At 39.6% G+C, this 25,278-nt stretch carries 22 protein-coding genes, 1 tRNA gene and 1 pseudogene; 6 read left to right on the top strand and 18 right to left on the bottom strand.

The window, feature by feature from the left end:
• Positions 1 to 11 precede the first annotated feature (11 nt).
• The 8 genes from rpoB to P20652_RS17160 all read right to left on the bottom strand — a co-directional run bounded on the left by rpoB (position 12) and on the right by P20652_RS17160 (position 8,070).
• Positions 12 to 4,037, bottom strand: coding sequence for a DNA-directed RNA polymerase subunit beta (gene rpoB, locus P20652_RS16305; protein WP_008165514.1), 4,026 nt, complete (start codon positions 4,035 to 4,037; stop codon positions 12 to 14).
• A gap of 272 nt (positions 4,038 to 4,309) precedes the next feature.
• Positions 4,310 to 4,672: a 50S ribosomal protein L7/L12 gene (gene rplL / locus P20652_RS16310; protein WP_008165511.1), complete on the bottom strand. Its 363-nt coding sequence runs from the start codon at positions 4,670 to 4,672 to the stop codon at positions 4,310 to 4,312.
• A gap of 76 nt (positions 4,673 to 4,748) precedes the next feature.
• Entirely contained in the window at positions 4,749 to 5,243 is a 495-nt protein-coding gene (rplJ, locus tag P20652_RS16315) for a 50S ribosomal protein L10 (RefSeq protein WP_008165509.1), read from the bottom strand.
• Between the two features lie 322 nt (positions 5,244 to 5,565).
• The gene (gene rplA / locus P20652_RS16320) at positions 5,566 to 6,270 is read right to left on the bottom strand and encodes a 50S ribosomal protein L1 (RefSeq protein WP_008165507.1); all 705 of its coding nucleotides are present in this window, start codon (positions 6,268 to 6,270) and stop codon (positions 5,566 to 5,568) included.
• Between the two features lie 3 nt (positions 6,271 to 6,273).
• A complete protein-coding gene (gene rplK, locus P20652_RS16325) occupies positions 6,274 to 6,702 on the bottom strand; it encodes a 50S ribosomal protein L11 (RefSeq protein WP_002958879.1) in 429 nt (142 codons plus the stop codon).
• Positions 6,703 to 6,915: 213 nt separating this feature from the next.
• On the bottom strand, positions 6,916 to 7,479 hold the full coding sequence (gene nusG, locus P20652_RS16330; protein WP_008165504.1) for a transcription termination/antitermination protein NusG: 564 nt from the start codon (positions 7,477 to 7,479) through the stop codon (positions 6,916 to 6,918).
• Between the two features lie 4 nt (positions 7,480 to 7,483).
• On the bottom strand, positions 7,484 to 7,861 hold the full coding sequence (gene secE / locus P20652_RS16335; protein ID WP_008165502.1) for a preprotein translocase subunit SecE: 378 nt from the start codon (positions 7,859 to 7,861) through the stop codon (positions 7,484 to 7,486).
• A 132-nt stretch (positions 7,862 to 7,993) separates the two neighbouring features.
• A tRNA-Trp gene (locus tag P20652_RS17160) sits at positions 7,994 to 8,070 on the bottom strand.
• A gap of 164 nt (positions 8,071 to 8,234) precedes the next feature.
• On the opposite strand from P20652_RS17160, the gene P20652_RS16340 reads away from it, so the two are divergent.
• Complete coding sequence (locus tag P20652_RS16340) at positions 8,235 to 12,215, top strand: two-component regulator propeller domain-containing protein (protein WP_008165501.1); 3,981 nt, start codon at positions 8,235 to 8,237, stop codon at positions 12,213 to 12,215.
• Positions 12,216 to 12,351: 136 nt separating this feature from the next.
• Complete coding sequence (locus tag P20652_RS16345; protein WP_008165498.1) at positions 12,352 to 13,482, top strand: CsgG/HfaB family protein; 1,131 nt, start codon at positions 12,352 to 12,354, stop codon at positions 13,480 to 13,482.
• A 48-nt stretch (positions 13,483 to 13,530) separates the two neighbouring features.
• Here the strand turns inward: P20652_RS16345 and P20652_RS16350 are convergent, their stop codons facing one another.
• A complete protein-coding gene (locus P20652_RS16350) occupies positions 13,531 to 14,379 on the bottom strand; it encodes an SPFH domain-containing protein (RefSeq protein WP_007580116.1) in 849 nt (282 codons plus the stop codon).
• A gap of 10 nt (positions 14,380 to 14,389) precedes the next feature.
• Complete coding sequence (deoC, locus tag P20652_RS16355; RefSeq protein ID WP_008165495.1) at positions 14,390 to 15,136, bottom strand: deoxyribose-phosphate aldolase; 747 nt, start codon at positions 15,134 to 15,136, stop codon at positions 14,390 to 14,392.
• Positions 15,137 to 15,583: 447 nt separating this feature from the next.
• Between deoC and cysG the strand changes: the two genes are divergently transcribed.
• The gene (cysG, locus tag P20652_RS16360) at positions 15,584 to 17,011 is read left to right on the top strand and encodes a siroheme synthase CysG (protein WP_008165494.1); all 1,428 of its coding nucleotides are present in this window, start codon (positions 15,584 to 15,586) and stop codon (positions 17,009 to 17,011) included.
• A gap of 188 nt (positions 17,012 to 17,199) precedes the next feature.
• Positions 17,200 to 17,970, top strand: coding sequence for a 3'(2'),5'-bisphosphate nucleotidase CysQ (gene cysQ / locus P20652_RS16365; protein WP_008165492.1), 771 nt, complete (start codon positions 17,200 to 17,202; stop codon positions 17,968 to 17,970).
• A 113-nt stretch (positions 17,971 to 18,083) separates the two neighbouring features.
• Here cysQ and P20652_RS16370 read toward each other — a convergent pair whose 3' ends face one another.
• From P20652_RS16370 to P20652_RS17155, 5 genes are all read right to left on the bottom strand, one after another.
• A complete protein-coding gene (locus P20652_RS16370; RefSeq protein ID WP_008165490.1) occupies positions 18,084 to 18,380 on the bottom strand; it encodes a hypothetical protein in 297 nt (98 codons plus the stop codon).
• 158 nt (positions 18,381 to 18,538) lie between these two features.
• Positions 18,539 to 18,901: a hypothetical protein gene (locus P20652_RS16375; RefSeq protein WP_008165488.1), complete on the bottom strand. Its 363-nt coding sequence runs from the start codon at positions 18,899 to 18,901 to the stop codon at positions 18,539 to 18,541.
• A gap of 119 nt (positions 18,902 to 19,020) precedes the next feature.
• Positions 19,021 to 19,818 (bottom strand): alpha/beta fold hydrolase, encoded by a 798-nt coding sequence (locus P20652_RS16380; RefSeq protein WP_033016898.1) that lies wholly within the window; start codon positions 19,816 to 19,818, stop codon positions 19,021 to 19,023.
• A 169-nt stretch (positions 19,819 to 19,987) separates the two neighbouring features.
• Complete coding sequence (locus P20652_RS16385) at positions 19,988 to 20,350, bottom strand: hypothetical protein (protein ID WP_008165485.1); 363 nt, start codon at positions 20,348 to 20,350, stop codon at positions 19,988 to 19,990.
• Between the two features lie 308 nt (positions 20,351 to 20,658).
• Entirely contained in the window at positions 20,659 to 20,916 is a 258-nt protein-coding gene (locus P20652_RS17155) for a hypothetical protein (protein WP_033016896.1), read from the bottom strand.
• A 714-nt stretch (positions 20,917 to 21,630) separates the two neighbouring features.
• Between P20652_RS17155 and P20652_RS21405 the strand changes: the two are divergent.
• Both P20652_RS21405 and P20652_RS16390 read left to right on the top strand, forming a co-directional pair.
• Positions 21,631 to 21,791, top strand: a pseudogene (locus P20652_RS21405) (HAAAP family serine/threonine permease); the annotation flags it as partial.
• Positions 21,792 to 21,951: 160 nt separating this feature from the next.
• Positions 21,952 to 23,295, top strand: coding sequence for a M24 family metallopeptidase (locus tag P20652_RS16390; RefSeq protein ID WP_008165481.1), 1,344 nt, complete (start codon positions 21,952 to 21,954; stop codon positions 23,293 to 23,295).
• A gap of 73 nt (positions 23,296 to 23,368) precedes the next feature.
• Here the strand turns inward: P20652_RS16390 and speD are convergent, their stop codons facing one another.
• The 3 genes from speD to P20652_RS16405 all read right to left on the bottom strand — a co-directional run bounded on the left by speD (position 23,369) and on the right by P20652_RS16405 (position 25,120).
• Complete coding sequence (gene speD, locus P20652_RS16395; protein ID WP_007376266.1) at positions 23,369 to 24,181, bottom strand: adenosylmethionine decarboxylase; 813 nt, start codon at positions 24,179 to 24,181, stop codon at positions 23,369 to 23,371.
• Positions 24,182 to 24,269: 88 nt separating this feature from the next.
• Positions 24,270 to 24,683 (bottom strand): OsmC family protein, encoded by a 414-nt coding sequence (locus P20652_RS16400; protein WP_008165480.1) that lies wholly within the window; start codon positions 24,681 to 24,683, stop codon positions 24,270 to 24,272.
• An 89-nt stretch (positions 24,684 to 24,772) separates the two neighbouring features.
• Complete coding sequence (locus P20652_RS16405; RefSeq protein ID WP_008165479.1) at positions 24,773 to 25,120, bottom strand: DUF3802 family protein; 348 nt, start codon at positions 25,118 to 25,120, stop codon at positions 24,773 to 24,775.
• Between the last annotated feature and the right edge of the window lie 158 nt (positions 25,121 to 25,278).

The raw sequence follows: 25,278 nt of genomic DNA, 5'->3' as shown, positions 1-25,278 counted from the left end.
ATCTAATTGGCTTAATTTTCTTCCAACTCGATGTTGATACCCAGTGAACGGATTTCTTTCAACAATACGTTGAACGATTCTGGCATACCTGGTTCCATCTTGTGGTTACCATCAACGATGTTTTTATACATCTTAGTACGACCATTCACGTCATCCGATTTCACTGTTAGCATTTCTTGTAGAGTGTAAGCAGCACCGTAAGCTTCAAGTGCCCATACTTCCATCTCACCAAAACGCTGGCCACCGAACTGTGCTTTACCACCCAGCGGCTGCTGAGTAACAAGGCTATAAGAACCAGTTGAACGTGCGTGCATCTTATCGTCAACCAAGTGGTTAAGTTTAAGCATATACATGTAACCAACAGTTACTTGACGTTCAAACTGATCGCCAGTACGGCCATCATAAAGTGTAACCTGACCACTGCGTGGGTAGCCCGCAAGCTCTAGCATATCTTTGATTTCGCTTTCTTTCGCGCCATCAAATGCAGGAGTAGCAATTGGTAAACCACCTTTTAAGTTTTCAGCTAGACGACGAATTTCGTCATCAGTAAAGCTAGCAATATCTACAACTTGGCGAGATTCACCAATTTCGTAAGCTTGCTTGATGAAATCACGCAGCTCATGAAGCTCGCGTTGCTCTTTCATCATTTCTTCAATACGTTCACCGATACCACGTGCAGCTAGACCCATATGTGTTTCAAGGATCTGACCGATGTTCATACGCGATGGTACACCTAGTGGGTTCAATACGATATCTACCGTACGACCTTTGTCGTCATAAGGCATATCTTCTACTGGTACGATAGTCGAGATAACACCTTTGTTACCGTGACGACCCGCCATTTTATCACCCGGTTGGATTCGACGTTTAACAGCTAGGTATACTTTAACAATCTTAAGTACGCCTGGTGCTAAGTCATCACCTTGGGTAATTTTACGACGTTTGTTTTCAAACTTTTTATCGTATTCAGCTTTAAGTTCATCATACTGTGCAGCTAGTTGCTCAAGTTCAGCTTGCTTGTCTTCTTGCGCAAGGCTTTGAGTAAGTAACTTTTCAGCATTCAATGACGCTAATTTTTCTTCATCGAAGTCAGCTGCAATAAGTAACTTGCGAGCGCGGTCTAATAAACCAGCTTCTAGAATACGGAACTCTTCGTTGAAGTCTTTCTTCGCTTCGCGAAGCTGCATATCTTCAACTTCTAACGCACGTTTGTCTTTTTCAACACCATCACGGGTGAAAACTTGTACGTCAATTACAGTACCAGTTACAGAGTTTGGTACACGTAAAGAGCTGTCTTTAACGTCAGACGCTTTTTCGCCGAAGATAGCTCGTAGAAGCTTCTCTTCAGGTGTAAGCTGTGTCTCACCTTTAGGAGTCACTTTACCTACTAGGATATCGCCGCTCTTAACTTCAGCGCCAATATAAACAACACCTGACTCATCAAGCTTGCCTAGCGCAGATTCACCCACATTCGGGATATCTGCAGTGATCTCTTCTGGACCTAATTTAGTATCACGGGCAACACACTGTAGTTCTTGAATATGGATAGTCGTTAGACGATCTTCTTCAACTACGCGCTCTGATAGTAAGATTGAATCTTCGAAGTTGTAACCGTTCCACGGCATAAATGCCACGCGAAGGTTTTGACCAAGGGCTAAGTCACCTAAGTCAGTCGAAGGACCATCTGCTAACACGTCACCACGAGTAACCGGTTCGCCAACCATACACGTTGGTTTTTGGTTAATACATGTATTTTGGTTTGAACGTGTGTATTTGGTTAAGTTGTAGATGTCGATGCCCGCTTCACCAGGAATGCGTTCTTCTTCATGTACATTTACAACGATGCGACTTGCGTCAGCATACATTACTTCACCACCACGTTTAGCAACGATAGTTACACCAGAATCTTTCGCTAGTGTTAACTCAATACCAGTACCTACTAACGGCTTATCCGCTTTCAATGTTGGTACTGCTTGACGTTGCATGTTTGAACCCATCAATGCACGGTTAGCATCATCATGTTCTAGGAACGGGATAAGTGCTGCCGCTACAGAGATCACCTGTTGTGGTGATACATCCATATACTGCTGGTCCATGCGACCCATAAAGGTAGATTCACCTTTGTGACGACATGGGATAAGTTCATCAACAAACTCATTGGTTTCAGTTAAGTTTGAGTTCGCCTGTGCGATAACAAACTGACCTTCTTCAATGGCTGATAAATAATCAACTTCATCAGTTACAACACCGTCTACCACTTTGCGGTAAGGTGTTTCTAAGAAACCGTAGTCATTTGTACGTGCGTACGTAGACAACGAGTTAATTAGACCGATATTTGGACCCTCAGGAGTCTCGATTGGACATACGCGACCATAGTGAGTTACGTGAACGTCACGTACTTCAAAGCCTGCGCGTTCACGAGTTAGACCGCCCGGACCTAATGCAGAGATACGACGTTTATGCGTAACTTCTGATAGTGGGTTATTTTGGTCCATAAACTGTGATAACTGAGACGAGCCGAAGAACTCTTTAACCGCTGCCGAAATAGGCTTAGCGTTAATAAGATCTTGTGGCATTATCGCATCAAGGTCACCTAAGCTTAAACGCTCACGTACAGCACGTTCAACACGTACTAGACCAACACGGAATTGGTTCTCAGCCATTTCGCCAACACTACGTATACGACGGTTGCCTAAGTGATCGATATCATCAACATCGCCTTGACCGTTACGAATAGCAATTAATACTTTCATAACAGACACGATGTCTTCTTTGCTTAATGTGCCTGGACCTGTGTCTGTATCGTAACCAACACGGCTATTGAACTTCATACGACCTACAGTAGATAAGTCATAACGTTCTTCAGAGAAGAACAAGTTCTGGAATAAGGCTTCAGCCGCGTCTTTCGTCGGTGGCTCGCCTGGGCGCATCATGCGATAAATTTCTACTAGTGCTTCTAAACGGCTGCTTGAAGAGTCAATGTTTAATGTATTTGACATGTAAGCACCGCTGTCCACTTCATTGATATATAACGTATCAATTTTAGTGTAACCGGCTTTAACTAACTCAGCCATTAGCTCAAGAGTTAATTCATCATTCGCACTGGCAATAACTTCACCCGTTGACTCATCAACGTAGTTTTTAGCTATAACACGGCCAATAATGTACTCATGAGGAACTTCTAGGCGATTAGTGCCTTTCTTTTCAATACTCTTGATGTGACGAGCCGTAACACGACGGCCTTTTTCAACAAATACTTCACCGTCTTCGCTCTTGATATCAAAAGCGGCAGTTTCACCACGTAAACGTGAAGGTACAAGTTCCATAAGAACTTTACCGTCAGCTACTTCAAACGTCGTGTTATCGAAGAAGATTTCTAGGATTTCTTCACTAGAGTACTCAAGTGCACGTAAAATGATAGAAGCCGGTAATTTACGACGACGGTCAATACGTACATATAAGTTGTCTTTTGCATCAAATTCGAAGTCTAACCATGAACCACGGTAAGGAATAACGCGTGCGTTATATAATACTTTACCTGATGAATGAGTTTTACCGCGGTCGTTATCAAAGAATACACCAGGGCTACGGTGTAGCTGAGAAACGATAACACGCTCTGTACCATTGATAACAAAGGTACCGGTATCGGTCATGAGCGGAATTTCGCCCATGTAAACTTCTTGCTCTTTAATGTCTTTAACTGTGCCTGGAGCTTCTTTGTCCATAACAACAAGACGCAGTTTCACGCGAAGTGGAGCAGAATAAGTCACACCGCGTATTTGACATTCTTTTACATCGAAAACTGGCTCACCAATACGGTAACTTACGTATTGAAGCTCAGAATTTCCCGAGTAGCTTTTAATAGGGAACACAGAACGGAAGGCAGCTTCCAAACCATGATCGCCATCAGCGTCCGGCACTAAGAATTTTTTAAACGATTCTAACTGTGTAGACAGTAAAAAAGGTATATCCAAAACTTGTGGACGTTTACCAAAATCCTTACGGATACGTTTCTTTTCAGAATAAGAGTAAGCCATGGGGTTCCTCAGCTTGCTGATCTTTGACCCGACCTGTTCTTGTAAGAACAGACTTAACTGGCAGCTATGCCAAGATTTTTACAACATTTAACTGTTGTTCTAATTAGATCCCACTTTAACACTAGCAAACTATAAAGCGTTGAAAGTAAAGATAAAATCAGATTTTATTTGAACTAAAAGAGTGCATCACTCTATAGCGCAAAAAGGCCGGTGATTAAATAATCACCAGCCCTTGCCTGATTTCTCAGGCAGCGAACTTAGCAAAAGCTAAATTACTTAACCTCAACTTCAGCACCAGCTTCAGTAAGATCTTTTGCAAGTGCTTCAGCTTCTTCTTTAGATACACCTTCTTTAACAGGTGTAGGAGCAGCTTCAACAAGAGCTTTCGCTTCTTTAAGGCCAAGGCCAGTTGCGCTACGAACAGCTTTGATTGCAGAAACCTTGTTAGCGCCAGCGCCAGTAAGGATTACGTCAAATTCTGTTTTCTCTTCAACAGCTTCAGCAGCTGGACCAGCTACCATAGCAGCTGCAGCAGTTACGCCGAATTTTTCTTCCATTGCTTCAATAAGAGCAACAACGTCCATTACTGACATTTCAGCAATTGCGTCAAGGATTTGGTCTTTAGATACAGACATTACAAATTTCCTAATAATTAACGGACATTAAGTCCAAATAAATTTTACACCGAAAGTGAGATTAAACAGCTTAAAATTAAGCAGCTTGCTCTTCTTTCTGTAGACGTACTGCTTCAATTGTTTTACACAATTTGCCCGCAGACGCTTCTTTCATAGCACTCATTAAGCGTGCAACAGCTTCATCGTATGTAGGTAATGTAGCAAGCATTGCTGCATTAACAACATTTCCTTCAAAAGCGGCCGTTTTTATCTCGAATTTCTCATTCTTTTTCGCGAAATCTGAAAAGATACGCGCAGCAGCACCTGGATGCTCTGATGAGAAAGCGATTAAGCTTGGACCAACAAATGAATCAGAAAGACACTCAAAATCTGTTCCTTCAAGAGCACGTTTTGCTAAAGTATTACGGACAACTTTCATCCAAATACCGTTTGCACGAGCTTCTTTACGAAGGGCAGTGATTGCGCCAACTGTTACACCACGAGAATCTGCAACAACTGCAGATAGAGCACCATTGGCTGCTTCGTTGACTTCAGCAACTATTGCTTTTTTGCCTTGAAGATTTAAAGCCATGGGTGTTACTCCTGGTTTAATGGGGGTACCGATTATCGGTTTCCCCGGTTCTACTCTTCCCTACCAAACAAGGTAGAGATGCTTTTTACGGCGAGAGCCAGAAGGATTAGGAAAAATCTATCTGGGGTCTACACCGTCTACGTAGGTGAATATTAAGGCCGAAGCCACCTACGGTCTTGGACGGAAGCCCAATTTATCGTAAACCCAAAGGCTTAACGAAATTATGGACTTCAACCCGAATTCTTTACTTTGCAAATTAATAAATTAATCAACAAAATGGCGCGAAATTATAGTACAAATTTCACACCATGTAAACACTAATTTAAGCTACAGTTGTGCTTAAAGTGCTTTGGTCAACAGAAACACCTGCGCCCATTGTTGTAGAGATAGTTACTTTCTTCAAGTAAACACCTTTAGCTTGAGAAGGTTTAGCCTTCTTAAGCGCAACAATTAGAGCTTCAAGGTTTTGTTGTAATTGCTCTGCAGTGAAATCAACCTTACCAATAGTAGTATGGATGATGCCATTTTTGTCATTACGGTAACGTACTTGACCTGCTTTAGCATTTTTAACTGCTTCTGCAACGTTAGGCGTTACAGTACCAGTTTTAGGGTTTGGCATTAGACCACGTGGGCCTAAGATTTGACCTAGTTGACCAACAACACGCATAGCGTCTGGTGATGCAACAACAACGTCAAAGTTCATCTCGCCTTTTTTAACTAGTTCAGCAAGATCTTCCATGCCTACTAATTCAGCACCGGCTTCTTTTGCAGCTTCTGCATTAGCGCCTTGTGTAAATACAGCAACACGAACGTCACGACCAGTACCGTTAGGTAGTACAGTAGCACCACGAACGTTTTGATCAGATTTACGAGCATCGATACCAAGGTTAACAGCAACGTCAACACTTTCTACGAATTTAGCTGTCGCTAACTCTTTTAAAAGAGCAACTGCTTCATTGATCTCGTAATCTTTTGTTACTTCCACTTTTTCGCGGATAGTACGCATACGTTTAGTTAATTTAGCCATTTCTTAGTCCTCTACGTTCAAGCCCATCGCACGCGCAGAACCTGCGATAGTGCGAACCGCTGCGTCCATATCGGCAGCTGTAAGGTCAGTTCGTTTTGTCTCAACAATTTCTTCAAGTTGAGCACGAGTTACTGTGCCTACTTTATCAGTGTTAGGACGGCCTGAGCCTGACTTGATACCAGCAGCTTTCTTAAGTAAGTAAGCAGCAGGTGGCGTTTTCATGTCGAACGTAAATGAACGGTCACCGTAAACAGAGATCACTACAGGAACTGGAGCGCCTTTTTCGATAGACTCTGTACGTGCGTTAAACGCTTTACAGAATTCCATGATGTTTACACCGTGTTGACCTAGTGCAGGACCTACTGGAGGACTAGGATTAGCCATACCAGCGGCAACTTGTAGCTTGATTAGAGCTTCAACTTTTTTAGCCATTATAAATACCTCATTATGTGGGTCTCAGCCTTGTGCGCGCGAGGACGCGTACTCTAACGGCTTCCCAGTTTAAAAATTGGTTTCGTACTTTTTGTACAGTAAAAATAAATTTTACCTTAATACAAAAAGGCCGCTGATTATAAGTTAATCAGCGGCCTTTTTCAAGCTTCATGCCAAAATTTAAATAAAAATTAGCGAAGCTTTTTTAATCAATTACTTATCTTGCTCAACTTGACCGAATTCAAGTTCAACTGGCGTAGAACGACCAAAAATAAGTACAGATACTTTTACGCGGCTCTTTTCGTAGTCAACTTCTTCAACTACACCACTGAAATCTGCAAATGGTCCATCTGTAACGCGTACAACTTCACCTGGTTCAAATAATGTAGCAGGTTTAGGTGCTTCAGCATTTTCTTGCAGGCGATTAAGAATGCGCTCAGCTTCTTTAGGGCTAATTGGAGCTGGACGATCAGACGTTCCACCAATAAAGCCCATTACGCGCTCAGTGCTGTTCACTAAGTGCCAGCTTGCGTCATTCATATCCATTTGTACTAGTACGTAACCTGGGAAAAATTTACGTTCAGATTTACGCTTTTGACCAGCACGCATCTCAACAACTTCTTCAGTTGGTACTAATATCTCACCAAAGCTCGCTTCAAGACCTTCGATTTTAATGTGTTCAGTTAACGTTTGTGCTACACGCTTTTCGTAACCAGAAAAGGCCTGTACTACATACCAACGTAACTTAATTTCTTTGTTCTCGTTCTCATCCGACATGGGATCAGATCTCCAATCCAGTTAAAAAGCCTACAGCGCGGAATAAAATGCCATCTAATCCCCAAAGGATAAGTGCCATAATCACTGTTGCAACCATTACAATTAATGTCGTGTGGATAGTTTCTTGGCGCGTTGGCCAAATAACTTTGCGTACTTCAATTCGAGCTTCTTTAGCGAAAGCAAGAAAGTTACGTCCCTTAAATGTTTGCGAGGCAATTGCTAATCCGGCCGCTATTGCAACAACAACGCCGATAGCACGTAGTAGTACAGATTGATCTGCATACATATGGTTACCAACAACTGCGCCTGCAAGTAGCGCGATTGCTACTAACCACTTTACTGACTCCATCGCACTTGATGGTGTTTCTACATTCGTGCTCATAATATTATTACCTTAACTACAGACACAACAACCCTACACTACGGTAAGGTTAATCCATTAAAATCTAAACTTAAAAACAGACTTAATCTAAACCGGTTTTTAATCTCAGACTACTAAAATTCTGAGTAAAACTGGCAGGGGCGGAGAGACTCGAACTCCCAACCATCGGTTTTGGAGACCGCTGTTCTACCAATTGGAACTACGCCCCTGCAAAGTGGATGCCTATTATACTTACGCAAGCCATTAACACAAGCCTAAAAGATACCCACATTGGAAAATCTCGGCATTGCATTAAAAAATCAATCTTAACATTGATTAAAAAGCAGTTTATGATTGTCCAAATTATAGGGACTCACAATGAGATGGGAAGTCTGTGAAAGCAATAAAAACAGTCATCAAATATAAAATTATTAGCTTTTTATTATTATTTCATATCAGTTCTTCTGCCCTGCCATTGTACTTAGATACCTATACAAATGAACAAGGCTTATCACAAAATTCAATTACCTGCAGTGCAACTGATGACAAAGGATTTCATTGGTTTGCTACACAAGGGGGTTTAAACCGGTTTGATGGCTACGAGTTTAAACGTTATAAATTCAACCCTTCACAACCAAGCATTTCAGGTGACTGGATCACAGATTGCTTAAACACTGTAGATAATCAAATGTGGTTTGCTACGACAACTAGTGGACTCAACTTATTAAATACTGAAACAGGAAATTTCCGTATTTTTAACCAATATTCCTTCCCTGCTATAACAAACAAAAGTATTGAGTCAATTGCTTCTAACTTCCCTCATATCATTTGGATTGGTCACGATAAAGGCCAACTTACTCGTTTAGATACATACGCAGGTACTACCGAATTATTTTCTTATCAGGGCACGAATCACTTAAATGTTGTTTTTAAAGATATGCTTTTTGATGATCAAAAAAATCTTTGGCTAGCCAGCAGCATCGGGCTTATTAAATTCAATACACAAACAAATCAGTTCAAACATATACCTAATAGTCCAAAGCAACTCTGGCAATTAAAAAAAGCACCTAGCGGGCAATTTATTATTGGCAGTAAATCAGGGCTGAGTTTGTTTAACTCAATTACATTAGAGTTTCATCACTTTGAACAACTCAAAAACGTGTGGATAACCGATATACTTTTTGATGACGAAAAGAACTTATGGTTAAGTACCTATGGCAATGGACTTTATTACCAAGCTAATAAAGCCTTATTTACTACAGATTTCCAACAACTTACTCACTCTTCAGATTTAAAACATGGCTTAGCTAACGACCACCTATTGTCACTTTACCAAGACCCTCAAGGCATTATTTGGATTGGTACAGACGGCTATGGGTTACATCGCTATGATAAAAGGCAAACTCAGTTTGGTCACCAAAAGCATCAAAGTAATAACCCGGATTCTATTTCGAATGACTTTGTAAGAGCAATACTCAAAGACAGTAACAACTTACTTTGGGTGGGTACGCGCGACGGGCTTAGCAAAAAAACTAACAGTGGCTTCAAGCATTATAAAGTAGATGAAAATAATAATGCAGGTTTAACTAATAACAATATATTTAGTCTTTATGAAGATGCTAATAAGCGCATATGGATAGGCACATATGGAGGTGGTTTACTGCTTTATAACCCAGTTAATGATGATTTTTCGGCTTTTACTGTGCAAAGCCACAAACTCAGTAGTGATCGTGTTTACGCAATTACAGGTGATAATACGGGCAATTTATGGCTCGGTAGCAATGAAGGATTAACGCGATTTAATCCCGATACTTTACAGGCTACAAATTTTAAATACACCGCAGATAAAAATAGCATTTCAAATAATACTGTTTTTAGTATTACTTATGACAGCGACAACAACGCTATATGGGCTGGAACCCGCGCAGGGTTAAATAAACTTTCTTTACACGATGAAACATTTACTCATTACCAAAGCGATCTTAAAAAGCCTAACAGTTTAACGCATGACATGGTTACATCCTTGCATTTACAAGATAAAAACACTTTATGGGTAGGTACTTTTGGCGGGCTAAACAAATTAAATATAAAAACTAACAAAGTTATAAACATTACAGAGTTTGATGGTTTGCTTAATGATAATATTTTTGCAATTAAACAAGATAGCAGCGGTTACTTGTGGCTAAGTACCAACCAAGGCCTAACCCGTTACGCCCCTCAAACCCAGCAAATGCAGCATTTTTTACCCGAAAACGGCATACAGCATAATTCATTTATTTTAGGTGCAGCTTTTCAAGCAGGTGACGGCGAGCTATTTTTTGGTGGTATTAATGGCTTTAACCAGTTTAATCCATTAAAACTAACCCTATCAACTCACGCTCCCGAGCCCGTCATTACAGATTTACTTATTTATAACCAACCTGTAATAACGCAAAAATATATAAAAAATAATACTCAAGCACCTAAACTTATAAGCTACACAAACAAACTCTTTTTTAAAGAACAAGATGGTGTTATCGGTTTTAAGTTCTCGGCCTTAAATAGTGCAGAGCCACCCTCGCAATACCAGTATGCCTATAAATTAGCAGGTTTAGATAAACAATTTTTGTACGCAAACAAAAACCAGAGGCAAGTTAGCTATTCTCAACTTCCGGCTGGAAGCTATCACTTTATCGTCAAAGTTAAAGGTCCACACAGCCAATGGAGTGATGATAAAGCAATGGTCGCGTTTACGGTTACCCCTCCTTGGTGGAAAAACAATGTTGCCTATGTCACTTACATTATTATCGTATTATTTATAATGTGGTCAATTGTAACAGCAAGGTATAGAGCTAACGTTGCAGAGCAAGCAAACTTAAAAGAAAAAGAGCTTAGCAACTTAAAAACCCAACTATTAGATAATGTTAGCCATGAACTTAAAACGCCATTGAGTTTAATATTAGCGCCACTTGAGAGTTTACAAAAAAGCCATAAGGATTCAGACACCCAACAAAAACTAGCGATGATTCAACGTAATAGCTATAAGCTATTGGATCAAATAAACCAACTTTTACAGCTCAGCCAGCGCCCAAGTACTGCAGTGAAATACGTAACACCCTATGCTATAAAGCCGGTAGTTAAACAATTAATTGAGGATTTTACCCCTTTATTTGAGCAAAAAAATATTACATTTAAATTTGAAGATTTAACGCAAAAAACTATTCACATTAAATTAGAGCTAAATCATACAATTTCTATTATCAGTAACTTATTAAGTAACGCCCAAAAATACACCCCAAACAGTGGCAAAGTGTTACTTCAGCTGTTAACTCAAAAACAAACATTAATCATCACAGTCTCAGATACTGGTGTTGGCATAGATAAAGAGCACCTTGAGACCGTTTTTCAACGATTTACACGCATAGATACGGGTAATCAAAATGGTAGTGGTATTGGCTTAGCGCTAGTAAAACAATTAACCGAACAATACGGTGGAACAATCTCACTCAAAAGTGAACTTAACAAAGGAAGTTGTTTTACGGTTTCACTCCCAATAACTCAAATAGACGAAACCTCTAACCTTACTGCTCTTGCTGTATCTAAAAGCAATGATTTATGTGCAGTAAAAAGCAATAAAATTCTTATTATTGAAGATAACGATGAAATGCGTGACTTACTTACCTCAATTTTTATTGATGACTATGAGTGTATTAGCGCTATTAATGGTGAGCTAGGTCTGGCTTTATGTAAAAGTGAAATGCCCAACCTAGTAATAAGTGATGTAATGATGCCCGTCATGGATGGCTATCAGTTTATTAAAGCCCTGCGCAGCGACACGGCTATTAGCCATATTCCGGTGTTATTACTTTCAGCAAAGGCAGATACGCATAGTAAATTAAAGGGCCTAGACTTACTGGCTGATGACTATTTGAGTAAACCTTTTGAGCCGCAGCTGTTACTCAGCCGCGTTCAAGGGTTATTAACGATTAGAGAAGTACTTAATCAACATTTAAAACAACAACTACCTGCTTTATCACAAACAACCCAGCTCGACCCACAAATGGCGCAAAGTAAAGATTATGTATTTACCGAGCGTGTAAAAACGACAGTAAAAGAGCATTACCAAGACGAAGCATTTAGCGTAGAAGAATTTGCAGCAGCGCTCTACCTTAGCCCTCGCGCTTTACAATTAAAAATGAAAGCCTTGTACAACCTAACACCAAGCGATTACATTCGAAATATTCGCTTAGAGTTTGCACTAGAGCTTTTAAAAAATAGTGACCTTGCAATTGGTTTAATAGCTCAGCAAGTTGGTTTTAATTCACAAAGCTACTTTGCCCGATGCTTTAAAGCAAAATATAATATGTCCCCAAAACAGTTTCGTGAACAATCCTGATAAATTTCGCCTGTGTGACTAAACATTTCGCACCAGTACTATCATTAACTTACTGATTTAACTAAATTAACATGAATTTAAACATTAAAGGAAATGCACTTCTTTTCCCTTAAGCATATTAGTTAAGGACAGTCATATGTTAAAAGCACCACAAAAACTATTATTAACTGCACTATTAACGACCACTCTGAGCGCTTGTCAAAGTACCTCTACCAATGTTACATCGGGTCAAAACTCACCAGATATAAATGCAGCTGCACAAGAGCAATATAATGGTCCTAAAGCCAGAATTGCTGTTGCACGCTTTACCGACAAGTCAAACAACTCAAAATGGTGGCGTAAAGAAATAGGCGACGGTATGGCTGATCAATTAACTACCGCTCTAGTATCAACAAATCGCTTTATTGTTTTAGAGCGCCAAGCTCTTGATGCTGTTTTATCAGAACAAGACCTAGCAGCCTCAGGTCGCGTTAGTGCATCATCGGGTGCCGCTTATGGTGAGATTGAAGGTGCTGAAATAGTCGTTATTGCAGCGGTAACTGAATTTGATGACGATAGCTCTGGTGCAAGTGTTGGCAGTGGCGGCTTTATAGGTGATGTATTTAGCTCTGTATCCGCTGGCTTTTCAGGCTCTCACATGGCAATTGATCTACGCCTTATAGATACACGCACATCACGTATTTTAGCTGCAACAAGTGTTGAAGGGGGCAGTAAAGATTTTGACTTTACAGGAGCCGCCACCAACTTTGGTGGCGCTCTTGTTGGCGGTAATATTAGTGGATGGTCTGATACCCCTAAAGAAAAAGCCCTTCGTGAAGTAATTATTAAAGCAGTTGAGTTTTTAGAAACTAAAATTCCAGATACTTACTATCGCTATAACAGTAACAACACTTTAGCATCTGGTTACACTGCGCCGCCACCGGCTGCTGTACAAGCAAAAGTAGTAAAAAAACCCGCTGTAACAGTTGATGTACCCACTCATAGAATGCCACATTATGAAAAAATGGATTTAGCAATGTCGCGCCTAAACTTAGTGTGTTTAGGTTATCTGAGAAACCAACCTAACTACGAAGAATTTGAAACGCAAGACGTGGAATACGACCGAAAAACAGTCATCGCGCTTCGAGAATATCAACAAGAAAGTAAACTCGAAGTAACAGGGCTTGCTGATGCTGCCACTAAGAAATCTTTAGATGATTCTGAGTGTATAGCTAAAAGCAATAAATCCGGCCTTGATAGCCTAGGTAGTATGTTTAAAGCATTTTAATAACAGTAACTTGGGTAGCAATAAGTTAACCTACCCAAGTTCATAACCTTAATTAGCCCCTTTAACGAGTGGCACGCCATTATTACCCACAGGAATATAAACAGTTGTATGATTAGGTGACTCAGCCATTTTTATTTGTGCATTAATAGCTTCATGTTGAATGTAATTAGCTGTTAGTGTTGCGTTAATAATCTTCTGAGCTTGAGCAATCCCTTTGGCTTCTTCCACCCTAATTTCAGCGTCTTTTTTGGCAATCTCTTTTTGTGTTTCTTTTTCCGATAATAACTGCTGAGCCGCTAATTTTTTCTCAACTGCATTAGCAACAATATCGGGGTAATTAATGTTGCCTACGACAACATTTGCAAGTTTAAACGGCGTTGTCGATAAATAACTTTGCAGGCGCAGAGTCACTTCTTTCGCAATTTTCTCACGATTTGTTTTAAGCTCGCCACTATCGTATTTTTGTACTGTATCGCGCACATACGTTCTAAAAGTTTCACGTACAAACCGTTTATACCAATTTTCGGCGCCGTACTGCTCTACCACAGTTTTAACAGAGCCACTCTCAATAGCAATAACAGCATGAAAATCAAATTTAATATTTAAATCATCATTCGCTAAGATTCTAAATGTTTCGGTATATGTATTAGGTCGCATATCGATGTTTACCACCTCATTTCGCAGTAACGACATACCGTAATTAGATGGGCCTTTCATTGTTCCTTGATAACCACCTTCACCAAATACACGCGGCTTTTCGAATACGTAGCCTTCTTCACCTGCAGGTGTGCTTGGGTTAGTACATGCAGTTAATCCAAAACCAACGACTCCTACAACCAATGCACCTTTAAATAGGTTATTAAACAATGTTTGTGTGCCGGAGTTTCTTGCTCTCATCATCTTTCCTTTAATTACTTTTTAATATTGTATAAACGTCACTTAACAAGCTTGAAGCGCCAAACCTAAACGTATTTGATCGCAAATAATCATCACCCATTAGCGCGCGTGCAAGCGCCAAATAATCACTGGCATCAGCCACTGTTTTAACACCACCGGCAGCTTTAAAGCCAACATGCTTACCAGTACTTTTAATTGCACTGAGTATAATTTTTGTTGATTCAAGGGTCGCATTAATAGCCACCTTACCTGTACTGGTTTTTACAAAATCAGCACCGCCTTCAATTGCCAATTGAGTAGCCTGTGTTATGAGTGCGTCAGTTTTTAGCTCACCGCTTTCTATTATTACTTTTAGTTGCGCGCGCGACCCACATGCTTTTTTACTTTCACTTACATAGTTAAGTACCGTTTGAGCATCGCCCGCTATTAGCTTTTTATAAGGGATAACAAGGTCAATCTCATCAGCGCCGCGCTCTATGGCAATGAGCGTTTCGTTAATTACATCACTCAGTGGTGCATCCCCTGACGGGAAGTTAGTAACCGTGGCAACTTTTACGTGGTTAAGCTCACGCGCTGCGAGTGCTATTTTTGCATCATCAACAAAGTCGCTATAAACACATACAGCGGCAGGCGTGCCCAGCGTGGGATTTATACTATCAACAAGCGCTTGAATATCTTTAGTGGTATCGCTGGTGTTTAAGCTTGTTAAATCCATCAGTGCGACTGCTAATGCGGCATCTTTTTGGTGTTGTGTCATTAGAGCTCCGTTACTTATGTAATACCAATTTTATTAAAAACATAATCATTTTAGCGTATTAAATAACTCACTAACTACGTTAAAAATTATTTATATAGAACAACTATGTATCATAATTTTAGCCTTGTTATTGAGCTATTTTCTCGTCGCTATAATAGATCACTAATTTAATGCAATTGGTATAAGTACAAAATAGAATATGTCTCCATATTAACAAATTAAACCAAACTCGCTATAGCTCATAACCAAACACTATAAGCTTACTATTCACTTGCAATTATGTGTAAAGCCTTATTAAATAAGCCTTAGGTCTAAAAATAGCAGCAGTTATAACCTTTGGTTATATTAACTTGGTTTTAATTATTTTTTACTTATTGATAGCCGCTATATTCTGCTTGCTAGCTTAACGTGTTTTTTTATTTGAATTTGTTTAGGGGTGTTATAAACGTGCAGTATTTACCTATCTTTACCAAACTCGACAACAAACCAGTATTGGTTGTTGGCGGTGGAGAGGTCGCATTACGCAAATGTCGCGCGTTTTTAAAAGCGAGAGCGAGCGTTACATTAGTCGCACCTTGGTTTTGTGACGAATTAAAAGAACACGCACACAATAATGAAGTAACACTTATTGATGCTTACTTTGATGAATCGCACCTCGATGGTAAAATGCTGGTTATTGCGGCAACCGATCGCGATGAAGTAAACAACAATGTGTTTGAACTTGCCAACGCGCGTAATGTGTTTGTAAACGTGGTTGATGACCAACCTAAATGTACGTTTATATTCCCCTCCATTGTTGACCGCGACCCTATTACGATTGCTATATCCAGTGCAGGCACCGCACCGGTATTGGCACGCCGCTTACGTGAAAAGCTCGAAACCCTAATCCCACAACATATAGGCCCACTGGCTACGCTAGTAGGCGCGTTTAGAAACAAAGTGAAAAAACGCTTTAAACATTTTTCAGACCGCCGCCAATTTTGGGAAGGCGTTTTTGACTCATCGGTTGTAAGTAAAGTACAAACAGGCGACACACAGGGCGCACAGCAGCAACTAGATCAAATGTTAGATGCTAAAGCAGAACCTGAAGGCGAAGTATATGTAGTAGGTGCGGGCCCTGGCGATCCAGAACTTTTAACACTTAAAGCACTGCAACTTATGCAACAAGCCGATGTCGTCGTTTATGACTTTTTAGTGTCTGACGAAATAATGGAACTTGTACGCCGCGATGCTGACCTAATTTGTGTAGGCAAACGTTTGGGTGATCATAGTGTTGTTCAAGACGATACCAACCAAATGCTGGTCGACCTTGCTAAACAGGGTAAAAAAGTATGCCGCATTAAAGGCGGTGATCCGTTTATTTATGGTCGTGGTGGTGAAGAAGTACAAGTATTAGCAGCTAATAATATAAATTATCAAATTGTACCAGGTATTACCGCTGCTGCTGGCTGTAGCGCGTATGCTGGTATTCCGCTTACGCATCGCGACCACGCACAAGCTATTCAATTTGTAACCGGCCACTGTAAAAAAGACGGTCAAGAACTTGATTGGCAATCACTGGCTAAGGCAAACCAAACGCTTGCTATTTACATGGGCGTAATTAAATCGCCGCACATACAGAGCGAGCTTTTAAAACATGGTCGCAAAGCCGACACACCTGTTGCCATTATTGAAAACGGTACACGTAAAAATCAGCGTGTAGTAACAGGTCAACTAGGAGAGCTTGCCGATTTAATTGAGCGCAACAGTATTATATCACCTGCGTTACTCATTATTGGTGAAGTAGCCGCCCTGCACTCGCAACTAGCGTGGTTTGGGCAAAACGAACAAACAAGCAGCTTTGCACAGCCGCTAACAGATGTATCAAATACCTAATCGGTACCTAATAAAAAATACGCTAAAACACTTTTAATCTGAGCTTTGAATAATAAACCAATTAAGCAAAGTTCAGATTAATCAAACAGCTAAATAGTGATTCCACTCATCAAAAGAAAAACCAGCTAGACCAATCGCTTACTCAACTGATAACGTATATAAATCAAAGCATAATATAGGTTAACCCCATGAACCAAACCGAATTGCTAGAAGAAACCCTCATCCTTGCCCGCAAAGCAGGCCAAGCCATTATGGGTATTTACGAAAAAGATTTTAACGTTGAATACAAAGCCGATGAAAGCCCAGTAACCGACGCCGATTTAGCAGCTCACAAACTGATTGTGGCAGGGCTTCAACAGCTCACACCCGATATCCCAATTCTCAGTGAAGAAAACGCCGACATAAGCTGGGATGTCCGCCAAACGTGGAAAAGCTACTGGTTAGTTGACCCAATCGACGGCACTAAAGAATTTATTAAAAAGAACGGTGAATTTACCGTAAACATCGCCCTAATTAAAAATGGTATTCCTATTTTAGCCGTAGTTGATGCACCCGCACTTGGTGTATCGTATTTAGCTGCCGAAGCCATTGGCGCATTTAGAGATAAAGGCGATGAGCGAATAGAGCTAAAAGTTACCACTAAACCTAACAAAGGATTGATTCGTGTTGTTGGCAGCCGTTCGCCCCCATCACCCGATTTAGCCGAATTTGTAAAACGCTTTGACGAGGTTGAAATGGTGTCTAAAGGCAGCTCACTAAAACTGTGCTTAGTGGCTGAGGGCAGCGCCGACATTTATCCGCGCTTGGGCCCAACTTGCGAATGGGATACCGGAGCAGGCCACGCCATCGCCGAAATAGCCGGTGCTAAAGTGACTAAACTTGATGGCAGCCCGCTTATTTATAACACCAAAGATGAGTATTTAAATCCGTATTTTATTGTAAGTGCGTTAGAAGAGTAAGGGCAGTTTTAAGTGGTTAGCTATCGGTTGTTAAAAAGACAAGTGATAGCTTTAACTATGAAAGTTGCTCAGTGAGAATAAAGGCAAATACTTAGGAATGCTTAAGTTATTTGTTATGTATAAATCAACTTAATAAGCGTACTAAAGCACAGCAAAGTTATAAACAAACCAAGCGATAAAATAACCTTCTCTTTTAAAGTTTGCTCAGGCTTTTGGGCAAATACAAAAACAGTTCGGTAAAGCGTACTAGGCACTATTAAAACCAAGCCAATAAACGCAGGGAACATACCCAATATAAAGCTATATGCAAAACCTGAGTTTTCCATTTGGCCGAATATAGCGCTAAACCCAAACCAAATAATAGCAACTGCAAAAAACGCAACGCCTACTGAAATCGATAAAAGTGCCATTTATTAAATTCCTTTTGTTTTATCTTGAAAGAAAAACAATTAATTTGCTATACATCAACTCATCAATTTAACGACTCTGAAACAGCTGCCTCAGCATCTATATTAGCTCTGTGCACCTTCAAGTCAATATTACTAGAATAGAGGCTTTCCCCTATTTTTCACTGTATTTTAGGCTTTCGGCCGTGAAAATCTAAGTAAAGTTTTTTAAGTTTATCAGGGACGAGTGGCCAACCTATTTCAATTCCGATGTGAGTAGCTTTCCAAAATAATTGTTCAACGTAATAGGCGTCTATGTACTTAAGTTCAGTAGGACTTGCAGAGTCTAATTTTAGATTCATGTATGGCAAATGCTTTATAGCGTTGGTGACTTTATTTTCGTTAAATGCAAAAGTTGTTAGGTTTGCAAACTCTTCCATGCGAAAAGTAAGCTCCCAACTTTCGTGCTTATCCATTAGCGGGATAACATCCGGAAAATTTGATCGTATCTCATCAATAAATAATATTATTTCTTGCCTTGCCATAGTTTTCCTTACAGCACTGAGTCATACAAATGCCATTTTAACAAAATAAAACCTGGCTTTATTTTGTGATTTTTTAAATGGAAATGAGAAAAGATCTGACTCTATTCTTTTTCTTACCCTTAGCGATTTTGCTGGGCGATAAACGCAAGCGAGTGCTGATTGAATAAGTCAGGGCGTTCCACATTACAAACATGGCCACAATGGTGAATAGTTTGCAGTACGCTATTTTTATGGCGCTTAACCATTTCTTTAACAGGGCCAAGGAACATATGATCTTCTTTGCCCATAATGTACAGAATGGGAATATCGATGTCTTTTTCTTTGAAATACTGCATTAAAGGGTTTACGTCCATGGCTAATTTAAACCATTTTATAAACTCTTTTTGGCACAAGCGCTTTGCTTCGCGAACAAATAAAAGTCGAGACTCTTTATGGCGCTTTTTAGGCATCATAATAAAAGCAAATAAGCGATACAGCCACATATAAGGCAAGAAGTGTTTAAAGGTATTGCCTAAGTAAACCAATGTATTACTGCGCGTATTAAAACGAGTAACCGCTCCACCTAGCACCATGCTAGAAACATATTGCGGCGCAATTTCAGCAATATTGCGAATAAGTATTGTGCCCAATGAAATACCAACAAAGTGCGCACTGGTGATTTTGTTATGATCTAACACGTCAATAATGTCTTTAGAGACATTATTAAACGAATAATTATTATCAACAAAATTTTGTACTAAGTTATTTGATTTACCGTGACCACGAAGATCTAGTAGCAATACATTATATTCTTTTTTATAGGCTTTAAGCTGACGAAACCAAATTGCCGAACTCCCCCCTGCGCCATGGACAAATACAACCCATGTTCGACTGGTTTCGTGCGCAAAAATAGTATGAAAAAGAATGTCTGTGCTCATTGCTGTTAGCGGCCTATTTACTTCATTTGGCATATTTAATTTTTAGAAGTATAACGGAGTTTAATAAAAATCGCTTATGAAGTTCAGAACAATCACTCCTACTTAACAACTTTTGGAGGCAAATTTTGATTTTTAAATAAAAACAAATAAGAACGCCCTACTCTTACTCTCAACGTATTTGAGGCGCTTGGCCATGAAAATTTAAGTACAGCTTTTTAAGTTTGTCAGGAACAAGTGGCCAACCCATTTCAATTCCGATGGGAGTCGCTTCCCAAAACAAGTGCTCAACGTAATAGGTATCTATGTAATGAAGTTCGGCAGGAGTTGCAGAGTCTAGTTTTAGACTCATGTATGACAAGTACTTTAGAGCGTCAGCCTCTTTATTTTTGTTGAATGCAGACGTTGTTAAATTTGCGAACTCTTCCATGCGAAAAGTGAGTGCCCAATCTTCGTGTTTATCCATTAACGGTATTACATCTGGAAACTTTGATTGTATATCATTAATAAATCGTCTTATTTCTTGATCTGCCATATATTCCCTTGTTGCACATAGTCATACAAATGCCGTTGTAACATCATAGGTAAGACATTGTTTTTTTGCTTTCTTGATTTTTTATTTCTTAAATAAAAGTCAAAAAGAAAGACCTGATCCTACTCTTTTCTAAAGATAAATATTTTAATCCGTATTTTGTGGTGAATTCGATTGAAGAGTAAGTGCAGTGTTGAGAGGTTAGCTATTAGTTGTCAGCAAAAACAAGTGATAGCTTTTAATATTAAAGTTGCTCAATACGCATATAGGTAAATGCCGCAGCCATGCTTAGGTTATTTTTTAGGTGCCATTTAATTTATACCCAGCAGTAGAATGATTATAGCCCCGACAAATAGCACAAAATAAATTTTAACATGCCAGTTTTTTGAATAGTTTTCTTTATATTCTCTAATCATTTTATCAACATCGATACGCGTGAACTCATACCCACACCTGTAACAAGCTACAATCCCTTTTTTAATATGAGCTTTGCACTTAACACATTTATAAATATAAGAGAGTCGATCTTCGCTGAGATATGGATATCCGCTATTTTTATTTTTCTTCATGTTGGCACCTAGCTAATTGCATATGGAGATTTTAGGGACTTTTTCTAAAGGAATAAAACTCCCATTATAATGCACTTTTTAGGTGATTTTTCACTCAGACAGTCCTGAAACAAGAAAAAACAAAAATACTGATACACAACTTACAACAAGCGCCGTTGTTAAGCCGATGACCTCATCTACATTAAAATACTTGTTTATCAATACCTAAACGATGAAAAGCACACTTACGATGCCACCTAAAATCACTGGTTCAATTAAGTTTGCAAGTGACTTTTTAGCGGTAAAAAAACGCCATAAATGTTAACCAAATAATCCTAGGAATGATAATCGTCGACCAGTTTATTTTTGTTAGCTTTGAAGAACCTCTTTTAACAAAGTGGTATGGCGTGAAACCAAAAGCAGCCGGAATTAAAAAAAGCGGGTACCACAACATCGAAGCAGCAAATATTTTTTAAAAATATATCTAAGCACCTAACAACTTTATCAAAGAACACTCCCCTGTTTTTTATATAACAATACTCTCATTTTATGAACATTTATCAATAGCAAACCATGTGAGTGATTGCCAATTATATTTCAGTGGCTTTGTTTACTTTTACACCGCTATTTTAGTGTAGCTAATTACCGCTCCAAGGCGCTAAAAACATGAAATAGTGGACTAAAAACGCCCCCCTTCGGCGCGGTTATTGTTATAAGTAATCAACAGCCACACACATGACAACACCTTTAGATGCAACGCTTTCAAATACATCAACAACAGGTGCACACACCACTTCTAAATGGAACCTGCACGATACACAGTAGACTTTAAGCCTGTTTGTAAGGCCTTTGGTGCGGGTATTTTATTTTTACCTATTAATATTGGCATTGGCGGTATTTGCGCTTATTTACAGCATCATTAAGTAACAGCACTATATACAAAAAAACGGCTAATTTGTTAGTTGGGCTTTTTTGTGTGCTGTTTGTCTCAAATTGTTTTTTTATAGTCGCTCTTCAGGCATGTTATAAATTAACTAGCCTAAAAATAAAACAATTATGCACTTTACTAAACAACTCCTACTTTGCGTAAGTTTACTTACTACGCTTGTTTTAAGCCCCTTTGTTAAAGCCGATGGCGTGCCTGCTATTTTATCGATGAAAGAACGCGCTGCGTTTATAGATAACATAACCGAGCTTAGGGTAAACACATTAATGCCCAGCCTAATGAAGCAACACAACATTGATATGTGGTTGCTTATTAGCCGCGAATACAACGAAGACCCCATATTAAAAACAATGCTGCCAGCAACTTGGCTATCAGCAAGGCGTACCACCATTTTACTCTTTGCCTTAAATGAGCAAGGCAATGTTGATGCCTACGCTATTGCACCGTATAAAATAGGCAATGTATTTACAAAAGGGTGGGACAAAAAGGCACAGCCAAACCAATGGCAAGCATTAAATGACATTATTGAACGCTACAAGCCAAGTAACATTGCACTCAATACGTCTACCGATTGGGCTCATGCTGACGGCTTAGTACTGGGCGATTACAATACCTTAATGGCCAACTTACCCAGCGCTTATAAAAATAAAATAATATCGGCAGAGCCGCTTGCTGTTGCGTGGTTAGAGCAACGCATTCCCCAAGAAGTTAAAATGTATAAGCATATTGTGGCTATTGCCCATCATATTATTGCAGAGGGGTTTTCGGATAAAACAATTACGGTTGGTAAAACAACCAGCGACGATTTAGTGTGGTGGTTTAGAGAGCGCGTAAAAGAGCTAAAACTGCAAACATGGTTTCACCCAAGTATTGCAATACAACGCGCCGACAACCAATCGTTCGACCACGAAGACAGCTTTACCAATGGCTACGCCGATAATGTTATTCAAGCGGGTGATTTACTGCATGTCGATTTTGGCATTACGTACTTACGCTTAAATACCGATACCCAACAACATGCTTATGTTTTAAAACCTGGCGAAACAAACGCCCCTGCTTACCTAGTTGATGCGCTTGAAAAGGGTAATAAGCTGCAAGACATTTTTACCGCTGAATTTAGCGAAGGCAGAACCGGTAATCAGGTATTAAAAACCGCCCGCGAAAAAGCTATTGCCCAAGGTTTAAAGCCCACTATTTATACGCATCCTCTTGGCTATCATGGCCACGCTGCTGGTACTACATTAGGTATGTGGGATTCTCAGCAAGGTGTACCGGGAGATGGTGACTATCCGCTGCATTTAAATACGGCTTACTCAATTGAGCTTAACAATGCTGTGTTTATTAAACAGTGGGATAAAGAAATAAGAATAATGCTAGAGGAAGATGCTATTTTTGATAAAGCCGGCGTGCAGTATTTAAATGGCCGACAAACCGAGTTATTACTTGTTAAGTAAAATTAAGGTAAGTTAAATAACACAAACAAAAATGGCGCTCACTGAGCGCCATTTTAAATTTAATTCGTTGCTATTATTCTGTATCTGGCAGGTTACGGCCATAGAATATTTCTTGCATTTCACGGGTCAGCTTTGAGCGAATTTCGTCTTCTTCGCCCTCAGATAAATCTGCCGTAGAAAGGCCGAATAAATATGTGTTTAGATCGGTTTCTTTTAACATCATTTTGGTATGGAACAGGTTTTCTTGATACACGTTCACGTCCATCATTTGGTACGCTTCTTTAGTATCTTCTGTCATGAAGTTTTGAATCGAGCTAATAGCATGATCAATGTAATGCTTAACACCGTTTATGTCGCGGGTAAAACCACGTACGCGGTAGTCAATTGTTACCACGTCTGACTCAAGGCTATGAATTAAGAAGTTTAACGCTTTAAGTGGCGAAATAATGCCACAAGTAGACACTTCAATATCTGCACGGAATGTACAAATACCATCATCAGGGTGAGCTTCTGGGTATGTGTGTACACAAATGTGGCTTTTATCTAGGTGCGCAACCACTGAATCAGGTAATGGGCCTGGTGCTTCGTCAGCATCGTAATTTTGCTGCTCTTCTACTGGTTCTTCTGAAACCAAAATAGTCACACTTGCGCCTTGCGGTTCATAATCTTGGCGCGCTACATTTAAAATGTTAGCACCAATAATATCAACAACTTCACCTAAAATGTCGGTTAGTCTATCTGCACTGTACTGCTCATCGATATATTCAATATATTCTTTACGTTGTTGCTCAGTCTTTGCGTAGCAAATATCGTAAATACTAAAGCTTAAACTTTTGGTTAAATTATTAAAGCCATGTAGTTTAAGTTTATCGAAGGGTTTGTTCATAATAAACCAACCTATAAATTAGTGGGTTCTGCACCTGCAGAATGAAAAGTTTGCGGATTTTATACGAATTTCCCTCGTGGAAAAAGCGTTATTTTGCCTGATCTTGCACAACTTCGTGGCTATGCGTAATTTCTACTGTTTTATCAAGCATTAATGCAACTGAGCAATACTTTTCAGCAGAGAGTGAAACGGCGCGTGCAAGGTGCTTTTCAGACACATTATTGCCTGTAACAACAAAGTGTAAGTTGATTTTAGTGAATACGCGGGGGGTGGTTTCGGCGCGCTCTGCAGTTAGTTGCACTTGTACGTCTGAAAAGTCTTGTTTGGCTTTTTTTAAAATACTAACCACATCAACTGATGAGCAACAGCCAACTGACATTAAAACCATTTCCATTGGGCTTGGTGCTGCACTATCGCTGCCGCCATCAAACACAACATTGTGGTTAGAATTAGAACGGCCAATAAACGTATCGCCTTCAACCCATTTTACATTTGCTTGCATTGTTATATCTCAAAAAAATATTTTCTTGATTGTAAGCAACTTAGCTGCAGTTGCAAATTAAAATATACTAATGCAGCTATATAAAAATGTTAAGAGTACTGCGTAACAGCGCTATCAAATAAGTTTTTAACTAAACCTGCAAATTCGTCTATAAACGCGTGTTGTTCAACCGTAACCGGCTGTGAGGTGATGCTGCTGAGAACTTCTTCTAAATCGTAAACTATGCCATCAACTTCGCGCACAATTAAGCTGCGCTGCTCTGTATTAAGGTTTGTGTGTTGCTCACAAATAAGCATCACATTGTGTGCAATAACGTCTTCAATTAATTCCATTACGGTTGGGGCACCTGGTTTTATTTCGCCAGGCTTCTCAAATAGGGCTAAATTTTGAGTTAGATACATGATTAAATCATCATACCCTTGCCTATCTAAAACCATGATATTTACCACCTAATAAGATTACTTACGCTGATTTAAGCAGAAAGCGCTGTTGATTGCTAGCTTTGCTTAGGGCGTGTTGAATTTTGTGGATTGAAATTTGTTCAATCTAGGGGCAATTAAACCACAGCGCGAGGTTTATAACCTAGCGGGCTCGA

This window comes from Pseudoalteromonas sp. BSi20652 (assembly GCF_000239855.1).
Lineage (GTDB): Bacteria > Pseudomonadota > Gammaproteobacteria > Enterobacterales > Alteromonadaceae > Pseudoalteromonas.
The sequence above is the reverse complement of the archived record's forward strand: the minus strand, read 5'-3'. Positions and strand labels throughout refer to the sequence as shown.

Excerpts from the sequence above, each read along its gene's own strand:
- rpoB (WP_008165514.1), bottom strand. The coding sequence starts at position 4,037 with ATGGCTTACTCTTATTCTGAAAAGAAACGTATCCGTAAGGATTTTGGT.
- rplL (WP_008165511.1), bottom strand. The coding sequence starts at position 4,672 with ATGTCTGTATCTAAAGACCAAATCCTTGACGCAATTGCTGAAATGTCA.
- rplJ (WP_008165509.1), bottom strand. The coding sequence starts at position 5,243 with ATGGCTTTAAATCTTCAAGGCAAAAAAGCAATAGTTGCTGAAGTCAAC.
- rplA (WP_008165507.1), bottom strand. The coding sequence starts at position 6,270 with ATGGCTAAATTAACTAAACGTATGCGTACTATCCGCGAAAAAGTGGAA.
- rplK (WP_002958879.1), bottom strand. The coding sequence starts at position 6,702 with ATGGCTAAAAAAGTTGAAGCTCTAATCAAGCTACAAGTTGCCGCTGGT.
- nusG (WP_008165504.1), bottom strand. The coding sequence starts at position 7,479 with ATGTCGGATGAGAACGAGAACAAAGAAATTAAGTTACGTTGGTATGTA.
- secE (WP_008165502.1), bottom strand. The coding sequence starts at position 7,861 with ATGAGCACGAATGTAGAAACACCATCAAGTGCGATGGAGTCAGTAAAG.
- P20652_RS16345 (WP_008165498.1), top strand. The coding sequence starts at position 12,352 with ATGTTAAAAGCACCACAAAAACTATTATTAACTGCACTATTAACGACC.
- P20652_RS16350 (WP_007580116.1), bottom strand. The coding sequence starts at position 14,379 with ATGAGAGCAAGAAACTCCGGCACACAAACATTGTTTAATAACCTATTT.
- deoC (WP_008165495.1), bottom strand. The coding sequence starts at position 15,136 with ATGACACAACACCAAAAAGATGCCGCATTAGCAGTCGCACTGATGGAT.
- cysQ (WP_008165492.1), top strand. The coding sequence starts at position 17,200 with ATGAACCAAACCGAATTGCTAGAAGAAACCCTCATCCTTGCCCGCAAA.
- P20652_RS16370 (WP_008165490.1), bottom strand. The coding sequence starts at position 18,380 with ATGGCACTTTTATCGATTTCAGTAGGCGTTGCGTTTTTTGCAGTTGCT.
- P20652_RS16375 (WP_008165488.1), bottom strand. The coding sequence starts at position 18,901 with ATGGCAAGGCAAGAAATAATATTATTTATTGATGAGATACGATCAAAT.
- P20652_RS16380 (WP_033016898.1), bottom strand. The coding sequence starts at position 19,818 with ATGAGCACAGACATTCTTTTTCATACTATTTTTGCGCACGAAACCAGT.
- P20652_RS16385 (WP_008165485.1), bottom strand. The coding sequence starts at position 20,350 with ATGGCAGATCAAGAAATAAGACGATTTATTAATGATATACAATCAAAG.
- P20652_RS17155 (WP_033016896.1), bottom strand. The coding sequence starts at position 20,916 with ATGAAGAAAAATAAAAATAGCGGATATCCATATCTCAGCGAAGATCGA.
- P20652_RS16390 (WP_008165481.1), top strand. The coding sequence starts at position 21,952 with ATGCACTTTACTAAACAACTCCTACTTTGCGTAAGTTTACTTACTACG.
- speD (WP_007376266.1), bottom strand. The coding sequence starts at position 24,181 with ATGAACAAACCCTTCGATAAACTTAAACTACATGGCTTTAATAATTTA.
- P20652_RS16400 (WP_008165480.1), bottom strand. The coding sequence starts at position 24,683 with ATGCAAGCAAATGTAAAATGGGTTGAAGGCGATACGTTTATTGGCCGT.
- P20652_RS16405 (WP_008165479.1), bottom strand. The coding sequence starts at position 25,120 with ATGGTTTTAGATAGGCAAGGGTATGATGATTTAATCATGTATCTAACT.